General features: G+C 52.5%; 10 protein-coding genes and 3 tRNA genes. 9 read left to right on the forward strand and 4 right to left on the reverse strand.

The features are described 5' to 3' along the window. Positions 1 to 31 precede the first annotated feature (31 nt). The 8 genes from SK36_RS02080 to recD all read left to right on the forward strand — a co-directional run bounded on the left by SK36_RS02080 (position 32) and on the right by recD (position 13,581). Entirely contained in the window at positions 32 to 502 is a 471-nt protein-coding gene (locus tag SK36_RS02080) for a prepilin peptidase-dependent protein (RefSeq protein WP_048220634.1), read from the forward strand. Next, the gene (locus SK36_RS02085; protein WP_048220635.1) at positions 493 to 1,056 is read left to right on the forward strand and encodes a prepilin peptidase-dependent protein; all 564 of its coding nucleotides are present in this window, start codon (positions 493 to 495) and stop codon (positions 1,054 to 1,056) included. Before SK36_RS02080 ends, SK36_RS02085 begins: the two co-directional genes overlap by 10 nt. Next, complete coding sequence (locus SK36_RS02090) at positions 1,053 to 1,460, forward strand: DUF2509 family protein (RefSeq protein WP_045446992.1); 408 nt, start codon at positions 1,053 to 1,055, stop codon at positions 1,458 to 1,460. Before SK36_RS02085 ends, SK36_RS02090 begins: the two co-directional genes overlap by 4 nt. Beyond that, complete coding sequence (locus SK36_RS02095) at positions 1,445 to 1,768, forward strand: prepilin-type N-terminal cleavage/methylation domain-containing protein (RefSeq protein WP_048220636.1); 324 nt, start codon at positions 1,445 to 1,447, stop codon at positions 1,766 to 1,768. Before SK36_RS02090 ends, SK36_RS02095 begins: the two co-directional genes overlap by 16 nt. Positions 1,769 to 1,780: 12 nt before the next feature. Further along, the gene (recC, locus tag SK36_RS02100; RefSeq protein WP_048220637.1) at positions 1,781 to 5,149 is read left to right on the forward strand and encodes an exodeoxyribonuclease V subunit gamma; all 3,369 of its coding nucleotides are present in this window, start codon (positions 1,781 to 1,783) and stop codon (positions 5,147 to 5,149) included. Positions 5,150 to 5,325: 176 nt separating this feature from the next. Next, entirely contained in the window at positions 5,326 to 8,214 is a 2,889-nt protein-coding gene (gene ptrA, locus SK36_RS02105) for a pitrilysin (RefSeq protein WP_048220638.1), read from the forward strand. Then, the gene (recB, locus tag SK36_RS02110) at positions 8,207 to 11,752 is read left to right on the forward strand and encodes an exodeoxyribonuclease V subunit beta (RefSeq protein WP_048220639.1); all 3,546 of its coding nucleotides are present in this window, start codon (positions 8,207 to 8,209) and stop codon (positions 11,750 to 11,752) included. Before ptrA ends, recB begins: the two co-directional genes overlap by 8 nt. Beyond that, positions 11,749 to 13,581, forward strand: coding sequence for an exodeoxyribonuclease V subunit alpha (gene recD / locus SK36_RS02115; RefSeq protein ID WP_048220640.1), 1,833 nt, complete (start codon positions 11,749 to 11,751; stop codon positions 13,579 to 13,581). The genes recB and recD overlap by 4 nt, the downstream gene beginning before the upstream one ends. Positions 13,582 to 13,625: 44 nt before the next feature. Here recD and argA read toward each other — a convergent pair whose 3' ends face one another. After that, a complete protein-coding gene (argA, locus tag SK36_RS02120; RefSeq protein ID WP_045446973.1) occupies positions 13,626 to 14,957 on the reverse strand; it encodes an amino-acid N-acetyltransferase in 1,332 nt (443 codons plus the stop codon). A 234-nt stretch (positions 14,958 to 15,191) separates the two neighbouring features. On the opposite strand from argA, the gene amiC reads away from it, so the two are divergent. Then, positions 15,192 to 16,445 carry an N-acetylmuramoyl-L-alanine amidase AmiC gene (amiC, locus tag SK36_RS02125; RefSeq protein ID WP_045446970.1) on the forward strand — a complete coding sequence of 418 codons (1,254 nt, stop codon included), beginning with the start codon at positions 15,192 to 15,194 and terminating at the stop codon, positions 16,443 to 16,445. A gap of 74 nt (positions 16,446 to 16,519) precedes the next feature. Here the strand turns inward: amiC and SK36_RS02130 are convergent. The 3 genes from SK36_RS02130 to SK36_RS02140 all read right to left on the reverse strand — a co-directional run bounded on the left by SK36_RS02130 (position 16,520) and on the right by SK36_RS02140 (position 16,919). Beyond that, positions 16,520 to 16,596: transfer RNA gene (locus SK36_RS02130), tRNA-Met, on the reverse strand. An 89-nt stretch (positions 16,597 to 16,685) separates the two neighbouring features. After that, a tRNA-Met gene (locus tag SK36_RS02135) sits at positions 16,686 to 16,762 on the reverse strand. A gap of 80 nt (positions 16,763 to 16,842) precedes the next feature. Then, positions 16,843 to 16,919, reverse strand: a tRNA-Met gene (locus tag SK36_RS02140). Between the last annotated feature and the right edge of the window lie 153 nt (positions 16,920 to 17,072).

Raw genomic sequence — 17,072 nt, forward strand, 5'->3', positions numbered from 1 at the left:
TTATTTCATTCCCTCACGCCATACTGGCGACATGAAAAAACAACAAGGCTATACGCTAATTGAAACTCTGGTTGCGATGCTCATTATTGTCGCCCTAAGTGCCACAGGACTTTATGGCTGGCAACGCTGGCAGCAGCAACAACGGTTGTGGCAAACCGCCTGTCAGGTACGGGATTATTTGCTGCAACTTCGTGAAGATGCCAACTGGCATAACCGCGACCACGTTATCAGCGTTATCAGAGAGGGAGCGTCATGGTGTTTTGTTAGCTCTGCCGATGTTCATGAGTCATGTAAGCCTTCCTCGCCGTGGCTGTTTATGCCGCTCTGGGACGATATTGAGATGGTGGAGATAACGCCTTCGCTGGCTTTTTTTGGCCTACGGAACACGGCATGGGCTGGGCATATTCGCCTGAAAAATGCGGCTGGTGAATTGAATCTGGTGGTATCAGGTTGGGGGAGAATCAGACTTTGCGAGCGCGATGAGGCAAATCTATGTCGCTAAACGAACGCGGTTTTTCACTGCTGGAGGTGCTGATTGCGATGGCGATAAGCAGTGTTTTACTCCTGGGTCCAGCGCGATTTTTACCTGCCCTGCAGCGCGGTATTTTGCACAATACACACCAGTTAGTGCTTGAAGATGAGGTCTGGCAACGTGTTTATACCGTAGCGAAGCATCTCCAGCGGGCGGGCTACTGTCACGGACGCTGTCACGGTGAAGGGCTGGAAATATCGGGTCAGCGCGATTGCGTTATTGTGCAGTGGGATGCAAACAGTAACGGTATCTGGGAGACGAATCCAGCGAAAGAAGCCGAGCAGATTGGATTTCGCCTACAAAACAAGGCGCTGGAGACATTGCGCGGTGCGACGTCGTGCGCAGGAAAGGGCTGGGATAGCATGACCGATCCTGTAACCATTCAGATTGAGTCATTTCAGGTGGAACGCCAGAATGTTAGCGGGTTTGCGCCCGTCCTCATTCTGCGTCTGCGTGGCTCCAGTAAAGTCGAACCACAAAGAGTGATCGAAGCGCTTTACAGCGTGACAGGATTTAATCTGTGAACCGGGAACGAGGTGTATCGTCCCTTGCACTGGTACTTTTACTTCTGGTGCTCGGTAGTCTGTTGTTGCAGGGCGTTAGCAGGCAGGAAGCCAGTTTTGCCTCTCGTGTTGCAATGGAAAGCCAGTCTTTGCAACGCCAGGCCGTGGCGCAATCTGCGATGGAATGGGGGCGTATGCAACGCTGGCTTTTGCAACCCGATGTTCAGTGTCGGTCCTATGCAATGCAGAATGCAGACGTTTGTCTGCGACTGCTTGCTAATAATAACGTGTTGCTTATTGCTCAATACGAAGGGATATCTCTATGGCGTCAGGGCGAGGTTGTAGACGGCAATATCAAGTTTTCTGCACATGGCTGGAGCGATTTCTGCCCGTTAAAGACGCTGGCATTATGCCAGATCCCCTGAACCGGCAACGTGGATTTAGCCTGCCGGAAGTCATGTTGGCAATGGTGTTGATGATCATGATTGTGACCACACTGTCGGGGTATCAACGAGCATTGATGAACAGTTTCTTGGGCAGAAATCAGTACCAGCAGCTTTGGCGTTACGCGTGGCAGCAAAGCCAACTGCATGTGTTTTCGCCGCCTTTGAACTGGCAGGTAAACCGAATGCAGACAACGCAGGCGGGATGTGTCAGCATCAATGTTAAAATTACGTCCCCTATGGGCAGGCAGGGTCAAATGACACGTCTGCACTGCTCAAATCGTCAGTAGTCAGGAGTCGCTATGTTAAGGGTCTACCACTCCAATCGCCTGGATGTGCTGGAAGCGTTAATGGAATATATCGTCGAGCGGGAGCGACTGGACGACCCTTTTGAACCGGAGATGATCCTGGTTCAAAGTACCGGTATGGCGCAATGGTTACAAATGACCCTGGCACAGAAGTTTGGTATTGCCGCCAACATTGATTTTCCGCTACCTGCGAGTTTTATCTGGGATATGTTTGTGCGCGTATTGCCGGAGATCCCGAAAGAGAGCGCGTTCAGCAAACAGAGTATGAGCTGGAAGCTGATGACGTTGCTGCCGCAATTACTGGAAAAAGATGACTTCACGCTGCTGCGTCACTATCTGACTGACGATACCGACAAGCGTAAGTTGTTTCAGCTTTCTTCACGCGCAGCCGACCTTTTCGACCAATATTTAGTCTACCGTCCGGACTGGTTAACGCAGTGGGAGGAGGGAAGGCTGGTTGAAGGTTTAGGTGAGTCTCAGGCCTGGCAGGCACCACTGTGGAAAGCGCTGGTGGAATATACCGCTGAACTGGGACAACCACGCTGGCATCGCGCTAATTTATATCAACGGTTTATTCAGACCCTGGAAAGTGCAACAAGCTGCCCGGAAGGGCTACCTTCGCGCGTTTTTATTTGCGGTATTTCGGCGTTGCCGCCTGTTTATCTTCAGGCGTTGCAGGCGTTGGGTAAGCATATCGAAATTCACCTGTTATTCACTAATCCGTGTCGTTACTACTGGGGTGACATTAAAGATCCTGCGTATCTGGCGAAGCTGCTGGCGCGCCAGCGTCGGCACAGCTTTGAAGAAAGAGAGCTGCCGTTGTTTCGTGATAGCCAAAATGCCGAGGGGTTGTTTAACAGTGATGGCGAGCAGGATGTCAGCAATCCGCTGCTGGCCTCGTGGGGAAAACTGGGGCGTGACTATATTTACCTGCTGTCTGAGCTGGAAAACAGCCAGGAACTGGATGCGTTTGTCGATATCACGCCCGACAATCTTTTGCGTAACATTCAGTCGGACATCCTTGAGCTGGAAAGCCGGGCTGTGGCAGGCGTCAATCTGGAGGAGTATTCGCGTAGCGACAATAAACGGTTGCTTGAGCCGAATGACACCAGTGTGAGTTTCCATGTCTGCCATAGCCCACAGCGTGAGGTGGAAATCCTCCATGACCGTTTGCTGGCGATGCTGGAAGCGGACCCTACGCTGACGCCGCGTGACATCATTGTGATGGTAGCGGATATCGACAGCTACAGCCCATTCATTCAGGCCGTTTTTGGCAGCGCGCCAGCTGATAGATATTTACCGTTTGCCATTTCTGACCGCCGTGCACGTCAGTCCCATCCCGTTTTACAGGCCTTTATCAGCCTGCTGTCGTTGCCGGACAGCCGTTTTGTCTCAGAAGATGTGTTGGCATTACTGGACGTCCCAGTACTGGCGGCGCGCTTCAACATCAACGAAGAGGGATTACGCTATCTTCGCCTGTGGGTTAATGAGTCAGGTATTCGTTGGGGAATTGACGACGATAACGTTCGCGAACTGGAACTACCACCGACAGGCCAGCACACCTGGCAATTTGGTCTGACGCGTATGCTGCTGGGCTATGCGATGGAAAGCACACAGGGCGAGTGGCAATCGGTATTGCCGTATGATGAATCCAGCGGTTTGATTGCCGAGCTGGTGGGGCATCTGGCTTCGCTATTGATGCAGCTCAATCTTTGGCGCCGGGGGTTGGCCCAGGAGCGTCCGCTGGAGGAATGGCTACCCGTCTGTCGTGACATGCTCAATGATTTCTTCCTGCCGGATGCGGAAACCGAAGCGGCGATGACGCTCATTGAACAACAGTGGCAGGCTATTATTGCCGAAGGTTTGGGGGCTGAGTATCGCGGTGCTATTCCACTTTCACTGTTACGCGATGAGCTAGCCCTGCGGCTAGACCAGGAACGTATCAGTCAGCGCTTCCTTGCTGGTCCGGTGAATATTTGTACGCTGATGCCAATGCGTTCCATTCCTTTCAAAGTGGTGTGTTTGTTAGGCATGAACGACGGTGTTTATCCGCGCCAGCTTGCGCCGTTGGGTTTTGACCTGATGAGTCAAAAGCCGATGCGGGGTGATCGAAGTCGTCGTGATGATGATCGCTATCTGTTTCTGGAAGCACTGATCTCGGCGCAGCAAACGCTCTATATCAGCTACATTGGGCGTTCAATTCAGGACAACAGTGAACGCTTTCCGTCGGTACTGGTGCAGGAGTTAATGGACTATATTGGGCAAAGCCACTACTTACCGGGTGATGAATTGCTCACCAGCGATGAAAGCGAAACCAAAGTAAAAGCCCACATTACCCGTTTGCACACCCGTATGCCTTTTGATGTACAAAACTTTCAGCCAGGCGAACAGCAAAGTTATGCGCGTGAATGGCTGCCAGCGGCGAACATGTCAGGTAAGGCACACGCTGATTTTGTTCAGCCACTCCACTTTACGATGCCTGAAACCCTGACGCTGGAAACGCTACAACGATTTTGGGCTCATCCGGTTCGGGCCTTCTTCCAGATGCGGCTACGAGTGAATTTCCGTTCTGAAGAGAGTGAGATCCCGGAAACGGAGCCTTTTACCCTTGAGGGGTTAACCCGCTATCAGCTTAACCAGCAGTTGCTTAACACGCTGGTGGAAGAGAACGACGCCGAGCGTTTGTTCCGTCGCTTCCGTGCGGCTGGCTCGCTTCCTTATGGGGCATTTGGTGAGATTCTTTGGGATACCCAACGTCAGGAGATGCAGTCGCTTGCCGATCGCATTATTGCCTCTCGCCAGCCTTGCCAGAGCATGGAAATTGATCTGAGCTGCAACGGTGTGCAAATCACGGGTTGGTTACCACAGGTCCAGGAAGATGGTTTGTTGCGCTGGCGCCCATCTTTAATAAGTGTGTCCCAGGGGGTGCAACTTTGGCTGGAACATCTTGTCTATTGTGCCAGTGGCGGAGCGGGAGAGAGTCGTTTGTTCCTGCGTAAAGACGGAGAATGGCGTTTCCCTCCACTGGAGGCAGAGCAGGCGTTACTGTATCTGTCACAACTTATTGAGGGGTATCGGGAAGGCATGTCATCGCCTTTGCTGGTGCTACCGGAAAGTGGTGGGGCGTGGATAAAAACCTGTTATGACGCCGTAAATGATGCCATGTTAGATGACGATGATACGCTGCAAAAAGCACGAAATAAGTTTTTGCAGGCTTATGAAGGCAACATGATGGTGCGTGGTGAAGGCGATGATATCTGGTATCAACGCCTGTGGCGTCAGCTGGCTCCTGAAACTCTGGAGACCATTGTGTCGCAGTCTCAGCGCTATTTGTTACCGTTATTTCGCTTTAATCAGTCATGATGATTGTATAAAAATTGCACAGATTGATGACTTCTACTATGATGCGCTTTCTGTCACGGACTGATTCTTACACATAAGATGCTGACTCGTTCAGCACAGAGTCTTGCCCTGTTCAGACCACGCTTAATGCGTGGTTTGTAGTGAACAGGTGAATACGTTAATGATGAGGTTTGTGAATGCCCCGCAGCACCTGGTTCAGCGCATTACTGTTGTTCGTTGCCCTTTGGGTACCCGTAAGTCAGGCAGATACTGGTTGGCAGCCTTTAGCTGAAACCATCCGTAAAAGCGATAAAGACACTCGCCAGTATCAGGCCGTGCGCCTTGATAACGGCATGGTCGTGTTGCTGGTATCCGACCCTCAGGCCGTTAAGTCACTCTCTGCACTGGTGGTCCCGGTGGGGTCTCTGGAAGATCCCGACGATCACCAGGGGTTGGCGCATTACCTTGAACATATGTGCCTGATGGGATCTAAAAAATACCCACAGCCGGACAGCTTAGCTGAATTCCTCAAAATGCACGGCGGCAGCCACAACGCCAGCACTGCGCCCTATCGCACGGCTTTCTATCTCGAAGTTGAAAACGATGCGCTGGCGGGGGCCGTTGATCGTCTGGCTGACGCTATTGCCTCGCCGCTGCTCGATAAAAAATATGCCGATCGCGAGCGAAATGCCGTTAATTCTGAGCTGACGCTGGCGCGTACCCGGGACGGTATGCGTATGGCACAGGTGAGCGCAGAAACAATAAACCCGGCACACCCTGGTTCGCGCTTCTCCGGCGGAAATCTGCAGACATTAAGCGATAAACCGGGTAACCCGGTACTGCAAGCCTTGCAGACATTCCATGAAAAGTACTACTCCGCGAACCTGATGAAAGCGGTGATTTACAGTAATAAACCCCTGCCAGAGCTGGCGCGGATCGCGGCTGATAACTTCGGGCGAGTACCGAATAAAAATGTCGAAAAACCGGAAATTACCGTACCGGTCGTGACTGACGCGCAAAAGGGCGTCGTCATCCACTATGTCCCTGCAATGCCGCGTAAAGTGCTGCGCGTAGAGTTTCGTATCGATAACAACAGTGCACAGTTTCGTAGCAAAACCGACGAACTCGTTACCTATTTGATTGGCAACCGCAGTCCGGGGACGTTGTCCGACTGGCTGCAAAAGCAGGGGCTGGTTGAAGGCATTCGTGCTGACTCCGATCCGGTTGTCAATGGTAACAGCGGTGTGCTGGCTATTTCGGCGACGTTAACCGACAAAGGGTTGGCGAATCGCGATGAAGTTGTTGCTGCTATCTTTAGCTATCTCAATCTGTTGCGTGAAAAAGGCGTTGATAAACGCTATTTTGACGAACTGGCACACGTACTGGATCTCGACTTCCGTTATCCCTCTATCACGCGTGATATGGACTACGTGGAATGGCTGGCTGATACCATGATCCGCGTTCCCGTCGAACATACGCTGGATGCGGTGAATATTGCCGATCAATATGATGCTAAGGCGGTTCAGGAACGTCTGGCGATGATGACACCGCAAAATGCGCGTATCTGGTATATCAGTCCGAAAGAGCCACATAATAAAACCGCTTATTTTGTCGATGCCCCTTATCAGGTGGATAAAATCAGCGAAAAAACCTTCGCCGACTGGCAGCAAAAAGCCCAGGGCATTGCGCTCTCTCTGCCGGAGTTGAACCCCTATATCCCTGATGATTTCACGCTGATTAAGACGGATAAAAAATACGCCCATCCGGATTTGATCGTTGATGAGCCTGATTTACGCGTGGTATATGCGCCGAGTCAGTATTTTGCCAGTGAGCCAAAGGCCGATGTCAGCGTGATTCTGCGCAACCCGAAAGCGATGGATAGCGCCAAAAATCAGGTGTTATTCGCACTGAACGATTATCTGGCCGGTATTGCGCTCGACCAGTTAAGCAATCAGGCTGCGGTGGGGGGGATTGGTTTCTCAACGAATGCTAACAATGGTCTGATGCTTAACGCAAACGGCTATACCCAACGTTTACCTCAGCTTTTTCAGGCTCTGCTGACAGGCTATTTCAGCTACACCGCTACGGACGAACAGCTGGAGCAGGCGAAATCCTGGTACGCCCAGATGATGGACTCTGCAGAGAAAGGCAAAGCCTATGATCAGGCAATTATGCCGGTACAGATGCTTTCTCAGGTGCCGTACTTCTCACGCGATGAACGCCGTAAACTGTTGCCATCCATTACTTTGCAAGAAGTGATGACTTACCGTGACACCTTAAAAGCCGGTGCGCGTCCTGAATTTCTGGTGATTGGTAACATGAGCGAAGCTCAGGCGAAAACCATGGCACGTGATATTCAGAAACAGCTTGGTGCGAACGGGTCAGAATGGTGCCGGAACAAAGATGTTGTAGTTGATAAAAAGCAGTCCGTCATCTTTGAAAAAGCGGGCAGCAGCACGGACTCCGCGCTGGCAGCGGTATTTGTGCCTACCGGTTATGACGAGTATACCAGTTCGGCCTACAGCGCGATGTTAGGGCAAATTGTTCAGCCGTGGTTCTACAATCAACTGCGTACTGAAGAGCAATTAGGCTACGCCGTATTTGCTTTCCCAATGAGCGTTGGCCGTCAGTGGGGAATGGGTTTCCTGCTGCAAAGCAGCGATAAGCAACCGTCTTACCTGTGGGAACGGTATAAAGCGTTTTTCCCGACGGCGGAAGCGAAACTGCGGGCAATGAAAGCTGATGAATTCGTACAAATTCAGCAGGCCATCATTGCGCAAATGCTGCAGGCGCCCCAAACGTTGGGGGCAGAAGCTTCGCAGTTAAGCAAAGATTTCGATCGAGGTAATATGCGCTTCGATTCACGTGATAAAATCGTGGCTCAGATTAAACTGCTGACGCCGCAAAAGCTTGCCGATTTCTTCCATCAGGCGGTGGTTGAGCCGCAAGGCATGGCGATACTGTCACAGGTTTCCGGCAGTCAGAACGGGAAAGCAGAGTATGTGCACCCGGAAGGCTGGAAAGTGTGGCCGACCGTCAGCGCGTTGCAGCAAACCTTACCCCTGATGAGTGAAAAGAATGAATGATGCCGCTGAGTCCCTTGATCCACTGCGCTTGCCCCTGACGGGCGAGCGACTGATTGAAGCCTCTGCGGGCACCGGTAAAACCTTTACCATCGCCGCCCTTTATTTACGTTTACTGCTTGGACTGGGCGGCTCCGCCGCCTTTCCTCGCCCTCTGACCGTCGAAGAGCTGTTAGTGGTTACCTTTACCGAGGCCGCCACTGAAGAGCTGCGCGGTCGTATTCGTAGCAACATTCATGAGCTGCGAATTGCCTGCCTGCGTGAAACTACCGACAATCCGCTCTATGCCCGCTTGTTAGATGAAATTGCCGATAAAAAACAGGCCGCGCATTGGCTGTTATTGGCTGAAAGACAGATGGATGAAGCGGCGGTGTTTACCATTCACGGTTTCTGCCAGCGTATGCTTAGTCTGAACGCCTTTGAGTCAGGCATGCTGTTTGAACAGCAACTGATAGAAGATGAATCGCTGCTGCGTTACCAGGCCTGCGCGGACTTCTGGCGTCGACATTGTTACCCGCTCTCTCGCGATATTGCGCAGGTGATCTTCGAAACGTGGAAAGGCCCACAAGCGCTGCTACGAGATATCGACCGCTACCTACAGGGTGAAGCCCCGGTCATTAAAGCGCCGCCGCCAACGGATGAAACGCTGGCATCCCGACACGAAAAAATTCTGGCGCGTATCAACCAGATTAAGCAGCAATGGCGCGATTCGGTCGATGAGCTGGAAGGTCTGCTTGAAGATTCCGGAATCGACAGGCGTAAATTTAATCGTGGTAATCAGGGTAAGTGGATCGAAAAGATCAGTGCCTGGGCGCAGGAAGAGACACAAAGCTACCAGCTCCCTGATGCGCTGGAGAAATTCTCTCAACGCTTTTTAGAAGATCGCACCAAAGCGGGCGGCGTAACGCCCCGGCATCCGCTATTTGTCGCCATTGATGAACTGATTAGCGAACCGCTGACGATCCGCGATCTGGTGATTACCCGGGCGCTGGCGGAAATCCGCGAAGCGGTTGCGCAGGAGAAACGTCGACGCGGAGAGTTAGGCTTTGACGATATGCTCAGTCGGCTGGACGCGGCACTGGGTAGTGAAAGCGGCGATGCGCTGGCTACTGCCATTCGAACCCGTTTTCCGGTGGCGATGATCGATGAATTCCAGGACACCGACCCGCAGCAGTACCGTATTTTCCGTCGTATCTGGCAGCATCAGCCGGAAACCGCGCTGCTGTTGATTGGCGATCCCAAACAGGCTATTTATGCGTTTCGCGGTGCGGATATCTTCACCTATATGAAAGCGCGTAGTGAAGTTAGCGCACATTACACGCTCGATACCAACTGGCGTTCTGCGCCTGGGATGGTCAATGGCGTCAATACGCTCTTCAGCCAGATGAACGACGCCTTCATGTTCCGCGAAATCCCCTTTAGCCCGGTGAAATCCGCAGAGAAGAATCAATCGCTGCGGTTTGTACTTCACGGTGAAAAGCAACCTGCGATGAGCATGTGGCTAATGGAAGGAGAAAGCTGTGGCGTGGGCGATTACCAGAACTATATGGCCCAGGTGTGCGCAACGCAAATTCGTGACTGGCTTAAAGCCGGGCAGTCTGGTGAGGCGTTGCTGGTCAGCGGTAAAGCGTCCAACCCGGTACGCGCATCGGATATCAGCGTGTTGGTCCGCAGTCGCCAGGAGGCGGCGCTGGTACGCGACGCGCTAACGCAACTGGCTATCCCGTCGGTCTATCTCTCCAACCGTGACAGTGTATTTGAAACGCTGGAGGCGCAGGAACTGCTATGGGTCCTGCAGGCGGTGATGACGCCGGAACGTGAAAACACACTGCGTAGCGCGCTGGCGACGTCCATGATGGGACTTAATGCGCAGGATATTGAAGCGCTGAACAATGACGAGAATGCCTGGGATGCCGTAGTAGAGGAATTCGACGGTTATCGCCAGCTCTGGCATAAGCGTGGCGTCATGCCGATGCTGCGCGCGCTGATGTCAGCGCGTCAAATTGCAGAAAACCTGCTGGCAACGGCGGGTGGCGAACGCCGTCTGACCGACATTTTGCATATCAGTGAACTGTTGCAGGAAGCGGGATCGCAACTGGAAAGTGAGCATGCGCTGGTGCGCTGGCTTTCCCAGCATATTCTGGAACCTGACAGCAATGCTTCCAGTCAGCAGTTGAGGCTGGAGAGCGATAAGCATCTGGTTAAAATCGTCACCATCCACAAATCGAAAGGGCTGGAATATCCACTGGTCTGGCTGCCTTTTATCACTAATTTTCGCGTTCAGGATCAGGCGTTCTACCATGATCGTAGCTCTTTTGAAGCTGTGCTGGATCTCAGCGAAGCGGATGAGAGTATTGAGCTGGCAGAAGCTGAACGTCTGGCGGAAGACCTGCGATTGCTTTATGTTGCGCTGACGCGTTCGGTATGGCATTGCAGTCTCGGCGTTGCGCCGCTGGTGCGCCGTCGGGGTGATAAGAAAGGTGATACCGATGTGCATCAGAGTGCTCTGGGACGCTTGTTGCAAAAAGGCGAGCCGAAGGATGCCGCAGGGCTTCGTGCTGCTATTGAAGCGCTTTGCAGTGAAGATATTGCCTGCCTGACGCCGAATGAGCCAGACGGTGAGCGTTGGCTGGTTTCGCAACCCGCCAGTTCGGTATTGAGTGCAAGAACGCTGCAACGTGCTCCCGGTGACAGCTGGCGTGTGACCAGCTATTCCGGCCTGCAACAACGTGGACATGACATCGCGCAGGATCTGATCCCCCGGCTGGACATTGATGCATCAGGCGTGGGTGAGGCGGTTGTGGAATCAGGGCTAACACCGCATCAGTTTCCACGAGGTGCATCGCCGGGAACATTTTTACATAGCTTGTTTGAGGACCTGGATTTTACCCAACCGGTTGAAACGCAATGGGTACAGGAAAAACTGGCGTTGGGTGGGTATGAGGCACACTGGGCGCCGGTTTTGACCCACTGGCTGGAGGCCATTTTGCGTGCGCCGCTTAACGAATCGGGCGTGAGTCTGAGCGTTCTGTCTGCACGGGAAAAACAGGTGGAGATGGAGTTTTATCTGCCCATTTCGCAGCCGCTGATAGCCAGCCAACTGGACGCGCTGATCCGCAAATACGATCCTCTCTCGGCGGGCTGTCCACCGCTGGATTTCATGCAGGTTCGCGGCATGCTGAAAGGTTTTATTGACCTCGTGTTCCGCCACCAGGGGCGTTATTACCTGCTTGACTACAAATCTAACTGGCTGGGAGAAGACAGCAGCGCTTATACCCAGCAGGCGATGGCCTCAGCAATGCAGGCACACCGTTATGACCTGCAATATCAACTTTATACTCTGGCGCTGCACCGCTATTTACGTCACCGCATTACAGACTACGATTATGAACGCCATTTTGGCGGCGTTATCTATCTCTTTTTGCGCGGTGTTGATAGCGAGGAACCTCAGCAGGGAATTTATGCGACCCGACCAGACGGAGAGCTGATTGCGATGATGGACGAGATGTTTGCGGGCGCAGCACTGGAGGAAATGCAATGACAATCCAGAAGCGATTACTGGAGGCTGTGGAGCAGAAACAGCTACGGCCGTTAGATGCCCAGTTTGCGCTGGCGGTTGCCGGAAACGACAACCCGGTCGTCACGCTGGCTGCGGCATTGCTTAGCCGCGAAGCGGGAGAAGGCCACGTCTGTTTACCGCTTTCGCGTTTATCTTTAAGCGAAGACGCCCACCCTTTGCTTACCTCCTGGATGAGTGAAAAAGGGGAGCCTGAAGACTGGGCTGAATGTCTGCTTGCCTCTGATGCGGTAAGTCGCGGCGAGCGCCCGACGCCGCTGGTGCTGTATTGCGATCGCCTGTATCTGAACCGAATGTGGAATAACGAACGTACGGTGGCTCGCTTCTTTAGTGAGGTTAACCAGGCAATCGAGGTGGATGAATCGCGGTTGACCCACACGCTGGGGACGCTTTTTCCGCATACGGAAGGAATTAACTGGCAGAAAGTTGCAGCGGCTGTAGCGCTGACGCGTCGTATATCAGTGATCTCTGGTGGGCCGGGAACGGGAAAAACGACAACGGTCGCCAGGCTGTTGGCGGCGTTGATTCAGATGGCGGATGGTGAACGCTGTCGTATCCGGCTGGCCGCTCCAACGGGAAAAGCGGCGGCGCGACTGACTGCGTCGCTGGGCGCTGCATTACGTGAGTTGCCGTTGACCGATGAACAAAAGAAACGTATTCCTGATGACGCCAGTACGCTGCACCGATTATTAGGCGCACAGCCGGGTAGCCAGCGACTGCGCCATCATGCAGGCAATCCTCTCCATCTTGATGTGTTGGTGGTTGATGAAGCCTCGATGATTGATTTGCCTATGATGTCGCGCCTTATTGATGCATTACCTCCCCATGGTCGGGTGATTTTTCTTGGCGATCGTGACCAGCTTGCTTCCGTTGAGGCGGGGGCTGTGCTGGGGGATATCTGTGCTTTTGTGAATGCCGGATTTACTGCGGAACGCGCAAAACAACTGAGCCGCCTGACCGGTAGCACCATTCCTGCGGGTTCAGGAACTCAGGCGGCATCATTACGTGACAGCTTATGCCTGCTGCAAAAGAGTTACCGTTTTGGCAGTAATTCCGGTATCGGCCAACTGGCTTCTGCGATAAATCGGGGTGATAAAGCCGCGATCAAAACGGTCTTCCAGCAAGGTTTTAGTGATATCGAAAAACGCACGCTGCAAAGTAGTGAAGATTACGCAGCTATGCTTGATGAAGCGCTAGCGGGCTATGGGCACTACCTTGAGTTGCTCCATGAGCGTGCAGAGCCGGATGCTATTATTCAGTCATTTAATGAATATCAGCTATTGTGCGCACTGCGTGAAGGTCCGTTCGGCGTGAGTGGGTTGAATGAGCGCATCGAACAGGTGATGGTGCAAAAACGTAAGATTTCCCGTCTCGCACATACCCGTTGGTACGAGGGGCGACCGGTGATGATTGCGCGAAATGACAGTTCGCTGGGTCTGTTTAACGGTGATATCGGGATCGCGCTCGATCGTGGTCAGGGCTTAAGGGTGTGGTTTGCGTTGCCGGATGGCAATATCAAGTCGGTACAGCCCAGCCGTTTACCGGAACATGAAACAACCTGGGCGATGACGGTGCATAAATCACAAGGATCCGAGTTTGATCATGCGGCGTTGATTTTACCCAGCCAGCATTCGCCCGTTGTTACCCGCGAGCTGGTTTATACGGCGGTGACCCGCGCGCGCCGTCGCTTGTCGCTGTATGCCGATGAGCGGATATTGAGTGGGGCCATTGCCACTCGCACTGAACGTCGCAGTGGGCTGTCGGCGTTGTTTAATGATGGTATTGCACAGTAGGATTTGTTGGCCGGATAAGCGTTAACGCTATCCGGCAACTGTGGTTACCCCAGATCTGCCATTAGCACTTTTGAACGCCGCTGATAGTTGTACATCTGTTTCTTACTCTCTGGCAGCAGGTCAATATCCACGGGCGTGAAGCCGCGCTCCTGAAACCAGTGAATACTGCGTGTTGTCAGCACGAACAGTTTGCTAAGCCCCATTTGTCTGGCCTGCACGGCGATCCTTTCCAGCAAAACTTCTCCGCGTGAAGAACTTCGATAGTCCGGATGTACTGCTACACACGCCATTTCGCCAATTCGTTCTTCCGGGAAAGGGTACAGGGCGGCACAGGCGATGGTCAGGTTATCACGCTGAATAATGGTGAATTTGTCGATCTCCATTTCCAATTGTTCACGTGAGCGACGGACCAGAATACCTTGCTGCTCGAGTGGGCGAATCAGTTCCAGAATACCGCCGATATCGTTAATGGTGGCGCGACGGATCTGTTCGGCGCTCTCCATCACGATTTGCGTCCCGATCCCATCGCGTGAGAACAGCTCCTGTAACAATGCGCCATCTTCCTGATAGCTAATCAGGTGGCAGCGGCGTACGCCACTGCGACAGGCTTTTACGGCACCACGCAGGAAGCGCACGGTGCCGGAGCTGTAGTCGCCTTTCTCTTCCTGTGACTCAACGCGAGCCTGGGCTTCGTTGGGGAAAAGTTCGGAAACAATATCGCCATCATCGTTAATAACTCCCTGGGAGGAGCAAAAACCGATCATCTTTTCTGCTTTCAGCTTGATAGCCAACTGGGTGGCGACCTCTTCTGAAGTCAGATTAAAGCTCTCTCCGGTGACGGAAACGGCTACCGGGCCCATCAATACAATGGCGCCACTGTCCAACTGGCGGTGAATCGCCTCTTCATCAATACGACGGATGCGTCCGCTATGGCAGTAATCTACGCCGTCATCGACGCCAAGAGGTTGGGAGATAATAAAGTTACCGCTGACCACATTGATGTGCGCGCCCTGCAATGGCGTATTGTTCAGGCTCATCGACAGGCGGGCGGTGATATCAAGCTGGAGTAGCCCTGCAGCCTGCTTCACCAGCTCCAGCGTTTTGGCATCAGTTACGCGCGTATTTTTGTGGTACACCGGCTCATGATGATGAGCAGCAAGATTGGCATCAATCTGTGGCCGGGCGCCATACACCACAACGAGGCGGATGCCCAGGCTATGCAGGAGGCCAATGTCATTGACGATACTGGAAAAGTTTTCATGCTCGATGGCTTCGCCGCCCAGCATAATGACAAACGTTTTTCCCCGATGGGTATTGATATAGGGAACAGAATGGCGGAATCCCTGTACCAGTTCGGTTCTACGCTCCTTCACCACGGCACACCCTCATTGCATGATTATTCGTAATTTGTGTATTTTTATTCTGTTTTTGCTCCATGCGCAAGCGTAATTTTTACCCTTCCTGAAGATTTTTCTCAGTAATGCCGTGAATATAAAAAGAATGTTTACCCTTTTGTAGATGACAGATTATGCGTCATTCGCTAAAGTTTCCGGTCAATTAGGACGTTTTACCTATTACCTAAATAAAGATTTCTTTTGCTCGGGAGAAGCATGTCGGGATCCAATTCAGCAATCAGTCGCCGCCGTTTACTGAAAGGTGCGGGTGCTATGTGGCTTTTGAGCGTCAGCCAGGTCGGTCTGGCCGCCGTTAGTCAGGTCGTTGCAGTGCGCATCTGGCCTGCCTCCAGTTATACCCGCGTCACGGTGGAATCCAACCGTCTGCTGAAATACAAACAGTTTGCCCTGAGTAATCCTGAGCGTGTGGTTGTGGATATTGAAGGCGTTAATTTGAACTCGGTGCTCAAGGGGATCGGGACGCAGATCCGCCCTGACGATCCGTACATTAAGTCAGCAAGAGTAGGCCAGTTTGACCCACAGACCGTGCGCATGGTGTTTGAGCTGAAACAAGATGTGAAGCCGCAGCTGTTCGCCCTGGCACCCGTTGCAGGATTTAAAGAACGTCTGGTGATGGATCTTTATCCCGCGAATGCCCAGGATGTGCAGGATCCTCTGCTGGCGTTACTTGAAGACTACAACAAGGGCGATCTCGATAAACAGGTGCCACCTGCACAAAGTGGCCCGCAGCCCGGTAAAGCGGGGCGTGACCGTCCAATTGTCATTATGCTCGATCCCGGCCATGGTGGCGAAGATTCCGGTGCCGTGGGGAAATACAAGACGCGCGAAAAAGATGTGGTGTTGCAGATAGCCCGTCGCCTGCGCGCGCTGATCGAAAAAGAAGGCAATATGAAGGTCTATATGACGCGTAATGAGGATATCTTCATTCCGTTGAAAGTCCGCGTGGCGAAAGCCCAGAAGCAGCGCGCTGACCTGTTTGTCTCCATTCATGCGGATGCTTTTACCAGTCGACAGCCCAGTGGTTCGTCGGTGTTTGCACTTTCCACTAAAGGTGCGACCAGTACCGCAGCAAAATATCTGGCGCAAACCCAGAACGCCTCGGATTTAATTGGTGGTGTCAGTAAGAGTGGTGACCGCTACGTCGACCACACCATGTTCGACATGGTGCAATCGCTGACGATTGCTGACAGTCTGAAGTTTGGTAAAGCGGTACTGAATAAGCTCGGTAAGATTAATAATCTGCATAAGAATCAGGTTGAGCAGGCAGGATTTGCGGTGTTGAAAGCGCCGGATATTCCCTCGATCCTCGTGGAAACGGCGTTTATCAGTAACGTTGAAGAGGAGCGAAAGCTCAAAACCGCGACCTTCCAGCAGGAAGTTGCTGAGTCGATTCTGGCTGGGATCAAAGCGTATTTTGCCGATGGGGCAACGCTGGCGAGAAGGGGATAATAAAAAAGCGCTGAGAAGCGCTTTTTTTACGGACCGCAGAAACAAAAAAACACCCGTCAGGGTGTTCAATGTATTGGTTGCGGGGGCCGGATTTGAACCGACGACCTTCGGGTTATGAGCCCGACGAGCTACCAGGCTGCTCCACCCCGCGTCCGTCTTTTGCTTCGTATTCAAACCACATCTGCGTTGGCTTTGCTGTGATTCGAACTACCTTGCAAAAATATCACATCAGATTTTAATTGGTTGCGGGGGCCGGATTTGAACCGACGACCTTCGGGTTATGAGCCCGACGAGCTACCAGGCTGCTCCACCCCGCGTCCGTCTTTCTGCTGCGTATTTCAAATCACATGTGTGATTCGAACTGCTTAACAGAAATATTACTGCTTCTGATTTTAATTGGTTGCGGGGGCCAGATTTGAACTGACGACCTTCGGGTTATGAGCCCGACGAGCTACCAGGCTGCTCCACCCCGCGTCCGTGGATGCGCACTATACTCTGCTAACGTTTTCATGCAACCCTTTTTTCACCTTGATCACGGTTTAAGGATGAAAATGAACAAAAACAAAGCATTTCGGTTTATTTTTTGCGCAAAATTTGCGATGGGGTATGCATTCGCATTTCATTAGG

This window comes from Citrobacter sp. MGH106 (assembly GCF_001037495.1).
Classification (GTDB): domain Bacteria; phylum Pseudomonadota; class Gammaproteobacteria; order Enterobacterales; family Enterobacteriaceae; genus Citrobacter; species Citrobacter murliniae.